Origin of the sequence: Prosthecomicrobium pneumaticum, from assembly GCF_014199915.1 — a bacterium.
GTDB lineage: Bacteria > Pseudomonadota > Alphaproteobacteria > Rhizobiales > Kaistiaceae > Prosthecomicrobium > Prosthecomicrobium pneumaticum.
Window position 1 is genome coordinate 392,139 of record NZ_JACHOO010000003.1, and the last position, 15,186, is coordinate 407,324.

Annotated in this window: 17 protein-coding genes; 9 read left to right on the forward strand and 8 right to left on the reverse strand. The window is 69.4% G+C overall.

Annotated features, from left to right (window positions below):
- Nucleotide 1 precedes the first annotated feature (1 nt).
- Nucleotides 2–1,237, reverse strand: coding sequence for a Bcr/CflA family efflux MFS transporter (locus GGQ63_RS08970; RefSeq protein ID WP_183854836.1), 1,236 nt, complete (start codon nucleotides 1,235–1,237; stop codon nucleotides 2–4).
- Nucleotides 1,234–1,707: a MarR family winged helix-turn-helix transcriptional regulator gene (locus GGQ63_RS08975; RefSeq protein ID WP_183854838.1), complete on the reverse strand. Its 474-nt coding sequence runs from the start codon at nucleotides 1,705–1,707 to the stop codon at nucleotides 1,234–1,236. Before GGQ63_RS08975 ends, GGQ63_RS08970 begins: the two co-directional genes overlap by 4 nt.
- A 137-nt stretch (nucleotides 1,708–1,844) precedes the next feature.
- On the opposite strand from GGQ63_RS08975, the gene GGQ63_RS08980 reads away from it, so the two are divergent.
- Nucleotides 1,845–2,423, forward strand: coding sequence for a DoxX family protein (locus GGQ63_RS08980; protein WP_183854840.1), 579 nt, complete (start codon nucleotides 1,845–1,847; stop codon nucleotides 2,421–2,423).
- A 23-nt stretch (nucleotides 2,424–2,446) separates the two neighbouring features.
- Here the strand turns inward: GGQ63_RS08980 and GGQ63_RS08985 are convergent, their stop codons facing one another.
- The 4 genes from GGQ63_RS08985 to GGQ63_RS09000 form a co-directional block, all read right to left on the reverse strand.
- The gene (locus GGQ63_RS08985; protein WP_183855413.1) at nucleotides 2,447–3,187 is read right to left on the reverse strand and encodes an FAD-binding oxidoreductase; all 741 of its coding nucleotides are present in this window, start codon (nucleotides 3,185–3,187) and stop codon (nucleotides 2,447–2,449) included.
- Between the two features lie 10 nt (nucleotides 3,188–3,197).
- Complete coding sequence (locus tag GGQ63_RS08990; protein WP_183854842.1) at nucleotides 3,198–3,803, reverse strand: sulfite oxidase-like oxidoreductase; 606 nt, start codon at nucleotides 3,801–3,803, stop codon at nucleotides 3,198–3,200.
- Between the two features lie 94 nt (nucleotides 3,804–3,897).
- Complete coding sequence (locus GGQ63_RS08995) at nucleotides 3,898–4,890, reverse strand: NUDIX hydrolase (protein WP_183854844.1); 993 nt, start codon at nucleotides 4,888–4,890, stop codon at nucleotides 3,898–3,900.
- 103 nt (nucleotides 4,891–4,993) lie between these two features.
- Nucleotides 4,994–6,805: an NAD(P)/FAD-dependent oxidoreductase gene (locus GGQ63_RS09000; RefSeq protein ID WP_183854846.1), complete on the reverse strand. Its 1,812-nt coding sequence runs from the start codon at nucleotides 6,803–6,805 to the stop codon at nucleotides 4,994–4,996.
- Nucleotides 6,806–7,102: 297 nt separating this feature from the next.
- Between GGQ63_RS09000 and GGQ63_RS09005 the strand changes: the two genes are divergently transcribed.
- The 6 genes from GGQ63_RS09005 (at nucleotide 7,103) to GGQ63_RS09030 (ending at nucleotide 12,738) form a co-directional block, all read left to right on the forward strand.
- Nucleotides 7,103–7,939 (forward strand): ABC transporter ATP-binding protein, encoded by an 837-nt coding sequence (locus tag GGQ63_RS09005; RefSeq protein ID WP_183854848.1) that lies wholly within the window; start codon nucleotides 7,103–7,105, stop codon nucleotides 7,937–7,939.
- 9 nt (nucleotides 7,940–7,948) lie between these two features.
- Complete coding sequence (locus GGQ63_RS09010; RefSeq protein ID WP_183854850.1) at nucleotides 7,949–8,797, forward strand: ABC transporter permease subunit; 849 nt, start codon at nucleotides 7,949–7,951, stop codon at nucleotides 8,795–8,797.
- A 103-nt stretch (nucleotides 8,798–8,900) separates the two neighbouring features.
- Entirely contained in the window at nucleotides 8,901–10,040 is a 1,140-nt protein-coding gene (locus tag GGQ63_RS09015) for an ABC transporter substrate-binding protein (protein WP_246429693.1), read from the forward strand.
- Nucleotides 10,041–10,117: 77 nt separating this feature from the next.
- Nucleotides 10,118–11,209 carry a Gfo/Idh/MocA family protein gene (locus GGQ63_RS09020; RefSeq protein ID WP_183854854.1) on the forward strand — a complete coding sequence of 364 codons (1,092 nt, stop codon included), beginning with the start codon at nucleotides 10,118–10,120 and terminating at the stop codon, nucleotides 11,207–11,209.
- A 129-nt stretch (nucleotides 11,210–11,338) separates the two neighbouring features.
- Complete coding sequence (locus GGQ63_RS09025; RefSeq protein WP_183854856.1) at nucleotides 11,339–12,067, forward strand: CoA transferase subunit A; 729 nt, start codon at nucleotides 11,339–11,341, stop codon at nucleotides 12,065–12,067.
- A 2-nt stretch (nucleotides 12,068–12,069) separates the two neighbouring features.
- Entirely contained in the window at nucleotides 12,070–12,738 is a 669-nt protein-coding gene (locus GGQ63_RS09030; RefSeq protein ID WP_183854858.1) for a 3-oxoacid CoA-transferase subunit B, read from the forward strand.
- Nucleotides 12,739–12,796: 58 nt separating this feature from the next.
- On the opposite strand, the gene GGQ63_RS09035 is transcribed toward GGQ63_RS09030, so the two are convergent.
- Nucleotides 12,797–13,627, reverse strand: coding sequence for an SDR family NAD(P)-dependent oxidoreductase (locus GGQ63_RS09035; RefSeq protein ID WP_183854860.1), 831 nt, complete (start codon nucleotides 13,625–13,627; stop codon nucleotides 12,797–12,799).
- A 114-nt stretch (nucleotides 13,628–13,741) separates the two neighbouring features.
- On the opposite strand from GGQ63_RS09035, the gene arfB reads away from it, so the two are divergent.
- Nucleotides 13,742–14,158, forward strand: coding sequence for an alternative ribosome rescue aminoacyl-tRNA hydrolase ArfB (arfB, locus tag GGQ63_RS09040; RefSeq protein WP_183854862.1), 417 nt, complete (start codon nucleotides 13,742–13,744; stop codon nucleotides 14,156–14,158).
- A 113-nt stretch (nucleotides 14,159–14,271) separates the two neighbouring features.
- The gene (locus tag GGQ63_RS09045; protein ID WP_183854864.1) at nucleotides 14,272–14,913 is read left to right on the forward strand and encodes a hypothetical protein; all 642 of its coding nucleotides are present in this window, start codon (nucleotides 14,272–14,274) and stop codon (nucleotides 14,911–14,913) included.
- Nucleotides 14,914–14,917: 4 nt separating this feature from the next.
- Here GGQ63_RS09045 and GGQ63_RS09050 read toward each other — a convergent pair whose 3' ends face one another.
- Nucleotides 14,918–15,148 carry a hypothetical protein gene (locus tag GGQ63_RS09050; protein ID WP_183854866.1) on the reverse strand — a complete coding sequence of 77 codons (231 nt, stop codon included), beginning with the start codon at nucleotides 15,146–15,148 and terminating at the stop codon, nucleotides 14,918–14,920.
- Nucleotides 15,149–15,186 lie beyond the last annotated feature (38 nt).

Here is a 15,186-nt window from a genome sequence, read left to right on the forward strand (position 1 = left end):
GTCAAGCGCCGGCGGCTTCGCCCGGCCGGCGCCGGAGCGCCAGCCAGAAGCCGGCCTGCGCGATCAGGCCGGCCGCGGCGAGCACGGCGGCCGCGGCGAGCGCGGGATCGGCGCCGAGCCCGGCGAGCGCGGCGCAGAGCGCGCCGATCGCCATCTGCGCCGCCCCGTAGAGGCCGGAGGCGGAGCCGACGATGCGCGGATCGACGACACTCACGGCCTGCGCGAGCGCGACCGGCGCGGAGATCCCGACACCGATATTGAAGACGATCATCGCGCCGAGCACCAGCGGCACGGAAAGCGCGCCGGCGAGCGCCGCGGCGAGGAAGACGAAGGCGGCGACGACGCTCGCCGCGTTCGCGGCCACGGCGAGGCGGCCGAGCGGAATGCGGCCGATCAGCCGGCTCGCCGCGACGCTGCCGAACCAGACGCCGAGCATCATCCCCGCGAGATAGAGGCCGACCTCGTAGTCCGGCCGGCCGAGCTGATGCACGAAGATGAAGGGTGCGGCGGCAACGAAGGCATACATCGACGTGGTCGCGCAGCTGCCGCCGACGGCGAAGCCGAGAAAGGCGGGCGAGCGCAACAGGCCGAGATAATCCCGCATCAGCGCGCCGCGGGCGCGCCGCGGCCCGGCGATGCCGGTCTCCGGCAGCAGGCCCCAGGCGAGGGCGAGGTTGACGAGGCCGAACAGCGCCGTGACGAGGAAGATCGAGCGCCAGCCGACCGTCGCCGAAAGGAATCCGCCGAGCACCGGGGCGACGCCGGGACCGACCATCACCATCAGATTCATGAGCGCGAGGCGCCGCGCCGCATCGGTCGGCGCGGAGGTGTCGCGCACCACGGCGCGGCTGATGACGAGCCCGGCGCAGCCGCCGAGCGCCTGGAACAGCCGCGCCGCGACGAGCGCCTCGACGCTCGTTGCCAGAAGCGCCGAGCCGCCGGCGAGGGCGTAGAGCACCAGCCCGCCGATCAGCGCGGGGCGGCGCCCGAAGCGGTCGGCGATCGGGCCGTAGATCAGCTGGCCGAAGGCGAGCCCGAGAATGTAGAGGCTCACCGTCATCTGCATCGCGGCGGGCGAGGCGGCGAGCGCCGCGCCGGCGGCGGGCAGGGCCGGCACGAAGATGTGCATCGCCACCGTGCCGCTGAAGACGAACAGCGCGAGCAGCCAGAGCGGCACGGGCGGCCGCGGCGGCACCGGCGCGTCGATCGCGAGCGCCGGCGAGACGTGCTGGTTCATGCCGCCTCCTCCTCGCCCCGCTCGAGAACGCGGTTGATCCGCTCGAGCGTCCGGGCGGCCGCGGCGAGGTCTTCGTCGGGGATGTCGGCGAGCAGCGTGCGGCGGACGCGCGCCGCCACGGCTTCCACCGGCGCGACGGTTTCGCGGCCCGCCGCCGTCAGCACGATCGTCCTGGCGCGGCGGTCCTCCTCGTCCTCGCGGCGTTCGACGAGGCCGGCGGCGGCGAGCGCGTCGATCAGCCGGACGACCGAAGAACCGTCGAGCGACAGCGAGGCGGCGAGATCCTTCTGGCGCATCGGGCGGGCGGCGCGCGACAGCCGCAGCAGCGGCAGCCAGGTCGCCTCGGTGAGGCCGAAGGGCTGCAGCTCGCGGTCGACGGCGCGGCGCCAGAGCCTTGCGGTCTGGGCGACCAGCGCTCCGAAGCCGGCCTGGAGCGCCCTTTCGGTTTCGGTGGCTTCGGGCGGCGACATGGGATCCGGGCCTGGAAGGATGACAGCCCATTAGATGGGATATCATCGATATGGATGCAACATGAGTTTGCGGCAGCGCAAGGCGCCGCGCCGCGGCAAGCCCTAACGATCGGCGTCCCCCGAACAGGAGCCGCATCATGAGCCATCTCGATCTCGCCGAATCCCGCCCCCGTCTCTTCATTCCGCCGCTCGGCCGGCTCTATGCCGGCTTCGCGCAGCCCGCCTCCTGGCTGGCGCTGCGCCTCGTCGTCGGCGGTGCGCTCGCTCTCGAAGGCTGGCCGAAGATCGTCGCGCCGCTCGCCCAGACCGGTTTCGTCGAGAGCATCGGCTTCCATCCCGGCTGGCTCTGGTCGCCGCTCCTCGCCGCCATGCAGTTCTTCGGCGGCATCGCCATCGCGCTCGGCCTGTTCACCCGTCCGATCGCGCTCGCCAATGCGGTGATGCTCGCCATCACCTACTGGTTCCACGTCACCCATCCCTATGGCGACGCCTTCCTGACGCCGGCCGGCATCGAGGCGCTCGGCGCGGCGGGTCAGACGCTCTTCACGCCCGCCGGCCTCGCCCGCCTCGCCGATGGCGGCGCCGGCTTCCTCGCCCAGGTGCAGGACAAGGCGAACATGCTGTCGGCGATCTGGACGGTCGCGACCCTCGTCTTCGCCGGTTATGGCGGCGGGCCGCTGTCGCTCGACCGGCTGCTCGTCAAGCGCGAGTTCTGAGGCGTCGCGCTGGGCGCGTCGGCTCAGCCGCCATAGCGTTCCGTGCGGATGACCGGGGCGGGGATGCCCGCCTCCATCAGCGCCGCCGTCGCCGCCTCGACGAAGGGGTTCGAGCCGCAGACATAGGCGACGCGCGGCGGCGCCGGCAGCCGGGCGAGCGCGGCCATCGCCGCCGCGCCGTCGATGCGGCGGCCGAAATCGGCCTCGCGCCGCGCCGGCTCGCGGGTGAGGGCGAGCGCGAGCGAGAAGCCGTCGCCGCGCGCTTCGAGATCGAGCAGCTCGTCGCGGAAGATCACCTCGTCCCAGTGCCGGGCCGAGAAGAAGAGCAGCATCGGCACGTCAGCCCGCTGCGCCGCGCGGTGACGGGCCATGCCCATCAGCGGCACGACGCCCGAGCCGCCGCCGACGAGCAGAACCGGGCCACCTTCGGCGACGCGCCAGACGAAATGGCCGCCGATCGGGCCGCGGATTTCGAGCGTGTCGCCCGGCTCGACGACCTCGTGGAAGAAGGGCGACACCTCGCCGCCTTCCAGAAGCTCGACCGTCAGTTCGACGAGCGGCGCCGTTTCGGGCGCCGAGGCGATCGAATAGGACCGTTCGGTGCTGTAGCCGTCCGGCGCGGTGAGCCGGACGTCGACGTGCTGGCCGGCGCGATAGGCGAAGGGCTCGGCCGGTTCGAGAAAGAAGCTCTTCACCGTCGGCGTCTTCGTCTCGACCCGCCGGACGGTCGCCGCCTGCCAGTCGAGGCGGCGGCGCAGGGGCATTGCGAGCGGCTCAGTCACCGGTGAAGCGCTGCTCCTTCCAGGGGTCGCCATACATGTGATAGCCGCGCAGCTCCCAGAAGCCGCCCTCGTCGCGCTCGGTGAACTGCAGCCCGTTCAGCCATTTGGCCGATTTCCAGAAATAGAGGTGCGGCACCAGCAGCCGCGCCGGCCCGCCGTGATCGGCGGTCAGCGGCGCCCCCTCGTAGCGCAGCGCCACCATCGCCTTGCCGCCGACGAGATCGGCGGTCGGCACATTGGTGTCATAGCCGTCATAGGCATGGGCGAGCGTGTAGCCGGTCGGCGGCTCGATGCCGGCATCGGCGAGGATGTCGTCGACGAGCACGCCCTCCCAGGCCGTGTTGAGCTTCGTCCATTTCGTCACGCAATGGATGTCGCGCGTCATCTTGCCGATCGGCAGGGCGTTGAACTCGTCCCAGTTCCAGCGCTTCACCGGCCGCGGCCCGACCTTCAGCGTGAACGACCAGTCCTCGGTGCGGACATGCGGCGTCGGTCCGGCGGAGAGGACGGGAAAACCTTCCTCGAGATACTGGCCGGGGGGGATCCGGTCCGCCAGTTCCGGCGGCGTCCGCCGCCCGAAGAAGCCGCGCGTGGCCATGAGGAGACTCCTCTCTCGTTCGCATCCGCACCATAGAGAGGAAGCGGCGCCACGGGAAGGAGGCGCGCGCTGCCGGGATCCGCGAACCGGCGGCTCACCGGCCGCGGGAGGAGGCCGGCAGCCGCACGCCCGGCGCCGGGCGTTCGAGCAGCACCTCGCGGCGGAAGCGGACGAGCCGCGCCGGCCGGCCGCCGGTCTCGGCCGTCGTGTCGCCGGTCTCCTCGACGAGGCGCTGCTGCTCGACGAGGCGGCGGAAATTCTGCTTGTGCAGCCGGATGCCGGACAGCGCCTCGACCGTCCGCTGCAACTGCAGCAGGGTGAAGGCCGGCGGCATCAGTTCGAACACCACCGGGCGGTATTTGATCTTGCCGCGCAGCCGCGCGATGCCGAGCGCCAGCATGCGCCGGTGGTCGGCCGCCATCTCGACACCGGGCACGGTCTCGCCGCCGCGTTCGGGCGCGCCCTCGCGCAGGGCCTCGGGCACCAGCCCCGCCTCATAGAGCAGCTCGTAGCGTTCGAGCACGCGCTCCTCGTTCCAGGCGGCACCGATCTGCGGGCCGAAGCCGAAGGCGAGCGACAGCCGCTCGCGCCGCATCTCGGCAGCGCGCGCATCGGGCGCCGCGCCGGCCCAGAGGCGGAGCGCGCCGGCGAGACGATCGAGCACGGCGGGCGGTCCGTCGCGCCGGTCCTCCCAGGGGAAATAGCGGTACCAGCCCTGCCATGCGGCGTCCGCATCGCCCGCCGGACGCGCCTCCCGCACCAGCGCGAGATAGGCGACCGAGAGCGAGCGCCGGCCGGCGGGGCCCGTCTCGCGCCGGTCGCGGTCGCCGAAGGTGTAGAGCTGCTCGACATGGCCGAGCGTCTGGTGGGTCTGCCGCTCGACCCAGGCGCGCAGGCCCGCCTCGAGCGTTCGGTGTTCCGGCTCCAGCGGGCCGGAGGGCAGGCCGTCGAGCGCATGGCGGCGCACCGCGAGCACTTTCGGATCCCCCCCCGTCACCGCGACGATGACGGCGCTCAGCCCGATCGAGATCGCATGCGCGCCGGCGGGCGGCGGCGGAGCGGGGCTCGTCTCGGGGCGTTCGGCCATGGCGTCTCGTGCGTTGCGACGCCCTGTTCTCCCCGATTTCCGCCGCGACGGCAAACGCTGCCCGGCGGAGCCGTCGGCCCCGTCCTCGGCGCCCGGAGCGTGCTCAGGCGGATACGGCCGGCCCGCCATAGACCGGCGTCGCGATCCCTTCCATCCGCGCCTTCAATTGCAGCGCGAGGAACTTCGAATAGAAGCGCGAGAGAGCGAGATTGCCGCCGTGGAACCACAGGCCCTGCTGCGCGGTCGGCTTGTAGAGATTGCGGATTTCGCCTTCCCAGGGGCCGGGATCGCCGCGCACGCCGGAGCCGATGCCCCAGCACGGGCCGACCTTGTCCGCCACCTCGCGCGAGATCAGGATCGCCGCATTCTCGTGCATCGACTGGAAGCCGGTCGACAGGATGATGGCGTCGGCCTCGATCTCCGTCCCGTCGGCGAAGCGGATGCCGGCCGGCGTCAGCGTCTCGATCGGCACGCCGCTCTTCACCTTGATCGAGCCGTCGAGGATCAGTGCGGTGGCGCCGACATCGACGTAATAGCCCGAGCCGGTGCGATAGGCCTTCATCATCAGGCCGGTCTCGTCCGGCCCGAAATCGATCGCGAAGCCGGATTGTTCGAGCCTTGCATAATAGTCGGCGTCATGCGCGCGGATGCGGTCGTAGAGCGCTTTCTGCCCCTCCGGCTGCAGCGCGAACGGGGTGGCGGCGGCGATCATGTCCGCCTCCTCGACGCCGATCCCCCTCTCGACCGCCGCCTCCGAATAGATGTCGAAGGCCATCTCCACCAGTGTCTCGGAACGCACCACCGTGGTCGGCGAGCGCTGTACCATCGTCACGTCGGCTCCGGCCTCCCAGAGATCGACGGAGACGTCGTGGCCCGAGCTCGCCGCGCCGATCACCACGACCTTCTTGCCGGCATAGAGCCTTCCGTCCGAATAGCGGCTCGAATGCAGGATCTCGCCCGCGAACCGATCGGCGCCCGGGAGGTCGATCATCCGCGGCGGCCCATAGGCGCCGGTCGCGAGCACGAGCTGCTTCGGCTTCAGCGTCACCGTCGCGCCGTCGCGGCGCAGCGTCACCGTCCAGGCCTCGTCCGCCGCGTCATAGGCGGCGGAGACGCATTCCGTGCCGCCCCAATAGGGCAGGTCCATCACCTTCACATACATTTCGAGCCAGTCGCCCATCTGGTCCTTGGGCGTGAACACCGGCCAGTGCTCGGGGAAGGGAAGGTAGGGCAGGTGGTCGTACCAGACCGGATCGTGCAGCACGAGCGAGCGGTAGCGGTTGCGCCAGGAATCGCCGGGGCGGGCGTTCTTCTCGACGATGAGCGCCGGCACGCCGAGCTGTTTGAGGCGGGCGGCGAGCATGATGCCGCCCTGGCCGCCGCCGACGATCAGGCAATAGGGCTGCGTCTCGCTGCCGAGCGCCGCCGCCTCGCGCGCCCGCCGCTCGCTCCAGGTCTCCCGGTTCGGGTCGGCGCGGTGGACGACGCCGAGCGGCCGGCTCTCCCGCCGCTGTTCCTCGAAGCCCTTCAGCTCGGTCATGGTGGTGAGCAGCGTCCGGCAGAGCCCATCCGCGAAGCGGGCTATGCCCTCGCCGCGCGCCACCGCGGTCTCGAAGGTGAACCACACGCCGTATTCGGTGCCGAACTTCGCCTCCGTGCGCGCGATGCGGAAGCGGGCCGGCGCGGTGCGGTCGAGCGTCTCGGCGAGCATCGCCGCGATCGCCGGCCGGCCCTCCATCGTCTTGACGTTCCAGGTGAAGGCGACGAGGTCGCGCCAGTAGCAGTCCTCGGCGAAGAGCGCTGTGACGGCGCCGATGTCGCGCGCCTCGAGCGCATCCGCGAACGAAGCGAGCCAGGCGGTAGCCTCGATGGCGGCCGGTGGTGCCGTCCGGGTGTCGGGGGCGTTGTCGAGCATCGGAGCGTCGCGGTCCCTTGCTGGTCGCCGGCGTTCGCTGCGGCCGCGGTCGGGCGCGCGGCGCGCCGCGGCCTTCAGCGGCCGGGGCCGGTCTGGACGGTCAGAATGACGGAAACTTTCATAACTTTCAAGTTGCGCTCCACCATCGGAATTCTTTCGCATCCTTGCCAAAAAGGAATCCAAGCTCTGCCTATATTTCGGTCGCTTGACAGCGATGTAGGATAGTTACAGTCTCTGCGGCGGCCCGGAGCCAACCGGGACGAGCGCGCCCGCGGGCGACCATGACGAGGGGACGGGATGGACGCGGTGGACGACCCGAATGCCAAGCTGACGGTCCGTCAGGCCACCAAGATCTACCGCACCGCTTCCGGCGATCTCGTCGCCATCGACCGCTGCAATCTCGACGTCCGCGCGCGCGAGATCGTCTCGATCGTCGGGCCGTCCGGCTGCGGCAAGACCACGCTCCTGTGGTCGATGTCGGGCCTGCACGGGCTCACGGCCGGCGAGGTTCGGCTCGACGGCAAGCCGATCACCGGCCCCAATCCCGAGATCGGCATGGTCTTCCAGGACGCCAATCTCCTGCCCTGGCGCAATCTCGATTCGAACATCGCCTTTCCCTTCGAGATCAAGGGCGGCAAGCCGGATCGCGCCTGGGTCGATCATCTGATGCACCGGGTCGGGCTCGACGGTTTCGGTGCGAAAATGCCCCGCGAACTCTCGGGCGGCATGCAGCAGCGCGCCGCGCTCGTCCGCGCGCTCTCCTTCAAGCCTTCGGTGCTCCTGATGGACGAGCCGTTCGGCGCGCTCGATTCCTTTACCCGCGAGGAGATGAACCGGCTCGTCGAGGAGATCTGGATGGAGACGCCGACGACGATCGTGCTGATCACCCATTCGATCGAGGAGGCGGTTTTCCTCTCGGACCGCGTGGTGGTGATGTCGCCGCGGCCCGGCCGGGTGGCGAGCATCCATCCCGTGCCCTTCCCGCGGCCGCGCTCGATCGAGATCATGACGACGCGCGAGGTGTTCGACCTGATGACGACGATCAAGCTCGAGATCGTCGGCGAGCGGAAGAGCCTCTCCGCGCCCAAGCCCGCCGCGCCGCCTTCCGCCGCGCTCGACCGCGCCGCCTCCTGAGGATCCGCCGTGAGCCAATCCGACACGATCCCGCAATTCTCGAAGTCGAAGTCCGGCGACGGCCAGTCGGTGGACCTGACCAATCTCGCCGCCTTCTCCGGCGGCGTCGGCATCAAGTCGGCCCGCGAGGTGGCGGCGATCCTGCTCGTCGCCGTGCTGATCGTCGGCGGCTGCGAGCTGCTGCTGCGGATCTATGCGGTGCCGGAATACGTCATGCCGCTGCCCTCCTCGATCGCGGTGGCGCTCGTCACCGAGTTCCACCTGATCGCGCCGCATCTCGGCTACACGCTCGTCGAGCTCCTCTCCGGCTTCGCCATCGGCGCGGTGGTCGGCCTCGTGATGGCGGCGGTGGTCACCCAGTTCCCCTTCGTCGAGAAGATCGTCGCACCCTATATCCTGGTGCTCGTCACGACGCCGATGCTGGCGCTCGTGCCGCTCCTCATCCTGCGCTTCGGCTTCGGCTATACACCGCGCATCATCGCGGTGGCGCTCGCCGCCGGACCGATGGTGATGATCAATGCGGCGACGGGCTTCCGTCGCGTCGATGCCGGCAAGATCGCGCTCGCCCGCTCCTATGGCGCCTCGACGCTGCAGATCTTCTGGAAGATCCGCGCCCCGATGGCGCTGCCGATGATCCTCGTCGGGCTGATGATCGGCGCAATCTTCGGCCTGCTCACCGCGGTGGGCGCCGAGATGGTCGGCGGCGGCTTCGGCCTCGGCAACCGGCTGACGAGCTATTCCTCGATGATCCAGATGCCGCAATTCTTTGCGGTGGTGCTGCTCCTCTCCGTGCTCGGCATCCTGATCTACGTGATCTTCTTCCTGATCGGGAAGAAATGGGCGAGCTGGGAGGCCTGACCGGCGCTTCGACCGGCGCCGGGCAAGGCGGACGACAGGGACGTTCGACCGACAACAACCAACAGAGGGTAGGGTCATGATCGGGAGTAAGACGGGATTGGGGATGAGCCGCCGCACCTTCCTGCAGGTGAGCGCGAGCGGTGTCGTGACGGCGACCGTGCTCGGCGGCTCCGGCCTCAGGGCGCAGGCGACCCCCTATGAGAAGTTCACCTGGATTTCGCCGCGCGGGTCGCTCGAGGTGCTCGACGACTTTCCGTTCTGGGCCGGCAAGAAGATGGGCTATTTCGGCGATCTCAACGTCGACATGCAGCCCGGCCCCTCCGACGGCACGGCGACCGTGAAGTTCGTCGATGTCGGCCAGGCCGATATGGGCTTCCCCTCGCCGGGCGTGTTCTCCTTCGGCCTCAAGAACGGCATGAAGCTGAAGTCCGCCTTCCATATGGGCGCGCGGGACACCTTCTCGATCGCCTTCAGGAAGGGCGAGGGCTTCAACGATCTGAAGAAGCTCGAAGGCAAGACCGTGCTGCTCGGCTCCGCCGCCTGGCAGTCGATCGTCGATCCGATGCTCGGCGTGCAGGGCGTCGACATCACCAAGGTGAAGTATGTCGAGGCCGGCTGGCCGACCTGGGCGACGGCGCTGAAGGCCGGGCAGGGCGATGCCGCGCTCGGCTGGGAAGGGCTGCGCGCCGAGTGGATCGCGAGCGGGCTCGACTTCGAATACTGGCTCGGCGTGCAGAAGTCGCCGCTCTTCGCCAACACTTTCGTGGTGCGCGCCGCCGACACCGAGGATCCCGACAAGAAGGCCTTCCTCGAGAAATATCTGCGCGGCTGGGCGATGGGCCTCGAATTCGGCTATCAGAACCCGCGCGCCGCGGTGGAGGCGGTGTTCGAGCAGTTCCCGACGCTCGCCAGCAATCTCGGGCCGGAGCTCGGCACCACGTCGATCCTGCAGCAGATCAACGTCTTCCGCGGCGACATGGACAAGCGCGGCGGCTGGGGCTGGCACGACATCGCGGCGTGGCAGACCTTCTTCGACAAGATCCACGAGCTGAAGCAGATCGACCAGCCGATCAAGGCCGAGGATGTCGTGACCAACGAGTTCATCGGGCCGGCGAACGATTTCGACAAGGCGAAGGTGAAGGCCGACGCCGATGGCTATACGCTGTCCGATCCGTTCAAGGCGGTCGATGTCGCGGCGATCACCGCGCACATGTTCGATCAGGCGGTTCCCGCCGACCGCTGATCGGCGGCCCCGCGTGAAGGACGGGCGGCCGCGCGCCGCCCGTCGTCGTGCAAGAAGCAGGAAAGAGGGAGGGTGCGATGGCCGATCCGGTCAAGGTTCTGGTGGTGGGTCTCGGCAATATGGGCGCCTCGCATGCGAGCGCCTATCACCGCAATCCCGGCTTCGAGATCGTCGGCCTGATGAGCCGCAGCATCAAGTCGAAGCCGGTCCCGGAGGAACTCGCGGGCTATCCGCTGTTCGAGGACTATGACGAGGCGCTCGCGACCGCGAAGCCCGACGCGGTCTCGATCAATTCATGGCCGAACAGCCATGCCGAATATGCCATCAAGGCGATCGAGGCCGGCGCGCACGTCTTCATGGAGAAGCCGATCGCGACCAATATCGAGGATGCCGAGGCCGTCGTCGCCGCCGCCCGCGCCCACAACAGGAAGCTGGTGCTCGGCTATATCCTGCGCGTCCACCCCTCCTGGATCAAGTTCATCGAGGTCGGCAAGACGCTCGGCAAGCCGCTCGTCATGCGCATGAATCTCAACCAGCAGTCGAGCGGGCCGGCCTGGTTCTGGCACAAGAACCTGATCGACTCGCTGATCCCGATCGTCGATTGCGGCGTGCACTATGTCGATGTGATGTGCCAGCTGACCGGCGCCAAACCGGTCCGCGTGCACGGCATCGGCGCCAAGCTGTGGGCCGAGGCCGCGCAGCAGAATTACGGCCATCTCCACGTCACCTTCGACGACGGCTCGGTCGGTTGGTACGAGGCCGGCTGGGGCCCGATGATGAGCGAGATCGCCTATTTCGTGAAGGACGTCGTCGGGCCGAACGGCTCCGTTTCGATCGTCGCGCAGCAGGGAGACGGCGAGGACGACAAGACCGCCAAGCTCTCCGATTCCGCCGACATCGATCAGCATACGAAGACCGATGCGCTGAAGGTTCACTACGCCGCCGTCGACCCGCAGACCCGTCACTTCACCCGGAAGGACGAGATCATGAGCATGTCGGAGGAGCCGGGCCATCAGGACCTCTGCGATCGCGAGCAGGCCTATTTCCTGAAGGCGATCCTCGAGGACATCGATCTGTCCGATTCGATGGACGCCGCGGTCGACAGCCTCAGGATCGTGCTCGCCGCCGAGCAGAGCATCAAGGAAGGCCGGGCGATCGACCTCGCCTGAGGCCCGCGGCACCAACCGCCGCCGGGCGCCGCCCCCGGCGGCGTCCTCGCGTCGCTGCGGCGCAAAATCCCTCTGCCGCATCGCGTCCGGCCGCGCTATCGTGACAACGATTGGTGGAGGGAATGCGTGATGCGCAAAGTCTGTTCCGATGCCGCCGCAGCGCTCGAGGGCCTGCTCTTCGACGGCATGACGATCATGTCGGGCGGCTTCGGCCTGTGCGGCATCCCCGAGGATCTGATCGACGCGATCGCCGCCTCGGGCGTGAGGGACCTCACGGTCATCTCGAACAATTGCGGCGTCGACGGCATCGGCCTCGGCCGCCTGCTCGAGCGCGGCCAGATCCGCAAGATGGTCTCGTCCTATGTCGGCGAGAACAAGCTCTTCGCCCAGCAATATCTGTCCGGCGCGCTGGAGCTCGAATTCAACCCGCAGGGCACGCTCGCCGAGCGGATCCGGGCCGGCGGCGCCGGCATTCCGGCCTTCTTTACGAAGACCGGCGTCGGCACGCTGGTCGCCGAGGGCAAGGAAGTGCGCGAATTCGACGGCGCTCTCTATGTGATGGAGCGCGGCCTCACCGCCGACCTGTCGATCGTCAAGGCCTATAGGGGCGATACGGAGGGCAATCTCGTCTTCCGCAAGACGGCGCGCAACTTCAATCCGATGATGGCGACGGCCGGCAAGGTGACGGTCGCCGAGGTCGAGCATCTCGTTGCGCCGGGCGCGATCGATCCCGATGCCGTCCACACCCCCGGCATCTTCGTCCAGCGTGTCGTCGCGGCGAGCGGTTACGACAAGAGGATCGAGCAGCGCACCGTGCGCAAGCGGCCGGCCGAGGCCTTCGCCGGCGAGGAGGTCTGATCATGCCCTGGAGCCGCGACGATCTCGCCGCCCGCGCCGCCAAGGAGCTGAAGGACGGCTTCTACGTCAATCTCGGCATCGGCATCCCGACGCTGGTCGCCAATTTCATCCCGGCCGGAATGGAGGTGACGCTGCAGAGCGAGAACGGCATGCTCGGCATGGGACCCTTCCCCTTCGAGGGTGAGGAGGATCCCGACCTCATCAATGCCGGCAAGCAGACGATCACCGAACTCGACAAGACGAGCTACTTTTCCTCGGCCGACTCGTTCGCGATGATCCGCGGCGGCCATATCGACCTCTCGATCCTCGGCGCCATGCAGGTGTCGGAGAAGGGCGATCTCGCCAACTGGATGATCCCCGGCAAGATGGTGAAGGGGATGGGCGGGGCGATGGATCTCGTCGCCGGCGTCAAGCGCGTCGTCGTCGTCATGGAGCACAATGCGAAGGACGGCGAGAAGAAGTTCCTGCCGGCCTGCACCCTGCCGCTCACCGGCGCCGGCGTCGTCGACCTGCTGATCACCGACAAGGCGGTGTTCGACATCGACCGCACGGGCGCCCGTCCGCCGCAGCTGATCGAACTCGCCCCCGGCGTGTCGCTCGACGACATCGCGGCCTCGACCGGGGCGCAGTACACGGTTTCGCCGGAGCTCGTCGCCGCGGCCGCGGAGTAGAGCTCCCAAGCGCTGCGCGCGGAAAAACCCGCCGGCCGCGCCGGCGGGTGTTTTCTTCTCAGCCGAGGCTCTTCTTGAACGCCTCGGCAAAATCCGGGTGCCAGCGCGACAGCGGCGGCCGGTTCTCGACGATGTCGCCGGCCGCCCAGAGGATCCGCTTCTCGTCGAGCGGCCGGTCGACCTCGTTGTCCGGGCAGAGGATGTAGAAATCGCCCCGCTCGATCGAGGCGAGCATGAAGTCGATCGTCTCTTCGGGCGTCCAGGCGCCGGCCGGCTTCTCGGTGCGGCCGCCGGCGGTGAGGCCGGTGAAGACGAAGCCCGGGATCAGCAGATGCGCGGCGATGCGGCCGCCTTCCGTGTTGCGCAGCTCGTGCGCCAGCGCTTCGGTCAGCACCTTCACGCCGGCTTTCGAGACATTGTAGGCGGTGTCGCCCGGCGGGGTGGTGATGCCCTGCTTCGAGCCGGTGTTGATGACGAGCCCCGCCTCGCCGCGCGCGAGCATCTCGGGCACGAAGACCTGTACACCGTGGACGACGCCCCAGAGATTGGTGCCGATCACCTTCTCCCAGCCGGCGAGATCGCCGAGCGCCGGCCCGCCCGGGCCGGTTCCGGCATTGTTCATCAGCACGTGCACCGCGCCGAACCGGTCATAGACGGCCGTCTTGAGGGCCTCGACGGCGCCGCGGTCCGCGACATTGCAGGGGAGGGCGAGCACCTCGCCCTTGCCGCCGAGCGTCGCGACGGCGCGGTCGAGCGCCTCCGGACGCAGATCGGCGATCGCCACCTTCATGCCGAAGGAGAGATACTTCTCCGCCGCCGCGAGACCGATGCCCGCCGCGCCGCCGGTGATCACCGCGACCTTGCCGGGCGAGAAAAGGGGATGAGCCATTTTGGGGAGCCTCCGCTTCGAAGAGGGAGGGAAGCTAGGGTGGGGCCGCCGCGCTGGCAAGCGCGCGTCGCCGCGGCCGGCACCGCGTGGTAAGAGCGCGCGAGGAGGCGAAGGATGCGGGTCAGCGACGCCATCGAGATCGACGAGAGCGAACTGGAAGAGAGCTTCGTGCGGGCGTCCGGACCGGGCGGCCAGAACGTCAACAAGGTCTCCTCCGCGGTGCAGCTCCGCTTCGACGTGCGCCGCTCGCGCGCCCTCCCCGATGCCGTCGCGGTGCGGCTGATGAAGCTCGCCGGGCGCCGGCTGACCGCCGAGGGCGTGCTCGTCATCTCCGCCGAGCGCTTCCGCGATCAGGAGCGCAACCGGGCCGACGCGCGCGAGCGGCTCGCCGCGCTGATCCGCGAGGCGGAGGTGCCCCCCAAGCCGCGCCGGGCGACCAGGCCGACCAAGGCCTCGAAGGAGCGTCGGCTCGAGGGCAAGTCGAAGCGCGGCGCGGTCAAGGCGATGCGCGGCCGGGTCGACCGGGACTGAGCGCTCCGGACGCGATCGCCCGCTGCGACCTTGCGGCCCGCTGCGGCGGCTTGCGGCCGGCCGGCGCCGCGCTAGCATCGGCGCCGCGGTCCGTCAGCGGGCAGGGGAAGGCCATGGCTCTGAAGGCGACGACGACTCTGAAAGCGGTGATCTTCGTTCTGGCGGGGCTCGCCGCCGCGCCGGCTCTCGCCGGTCAGGCGGGCCGGATCGACTGCACCGGCCCCTTCGCGGCCGATGCCACGGAGGCCGATGTCGCGGCCGCCTTCGGCGCCGACAATGTCGTGTTCGGCGCCCTGCCGGGTCCCGAGGGCAGCAGCTATGACGGCACCACCGTGTTCCCGGACGATCCGGCGGCGAAACTCACCATACAATGGGCCGACGAGGAGGCCCGCAAGGGTCCGACGATCAGCATCGAGGCGCCTTCCGCCTGGGAGGCGCCGTACGGCATCCGGATCGGCATGACGCTGTCCGATCTGCGGGCGATCAACGGTGCGCCCTTCACGGTGCTCGGCTTCGGCTGGGATTATGGCGGCGCCGCCTCCTTCACGGAGGGAGCCCTGGCGCCGAAGCCGGACGGATGCGTCGTCTCCGTCATGTTCGCGCTGCCCGATGCGGCCAACGAGGACAGCCGCTTCGACCCGCTGATGGGCGATCGCGAACTGTCCTCGGACGACGCCCTCCTCGTCTCGGCGAAGCCGGTCGTCTCGGCGGTCTATGTCGGCTGGCCGGTCGATCTCGGCGACGGCGACGAGTGAAGGGTCAGCCGCTCGGCTTCACGGCGATCGCCGCGCTGGCGGCCCGCTCCGCGGCATAGGCCTTCGTCTCGTCCGCGCTCAAGGCCCCGTCATCGGGGGGCGGTCCGTCGGGTTCACGGCCGGTCGCCGCGCGGTCCAGGAAGCGGCGCGCCTTCGCCTCTTCGCTCGGCTGTGTCGGGTCGGCGCGGGTGACGTCGGTGTTCTGCGGGTGGGCGGGATCTTCCGGCTTCGTCATTGTGGGTCTCCTCGGCATCTCGGAGGAGAACGGGAGGA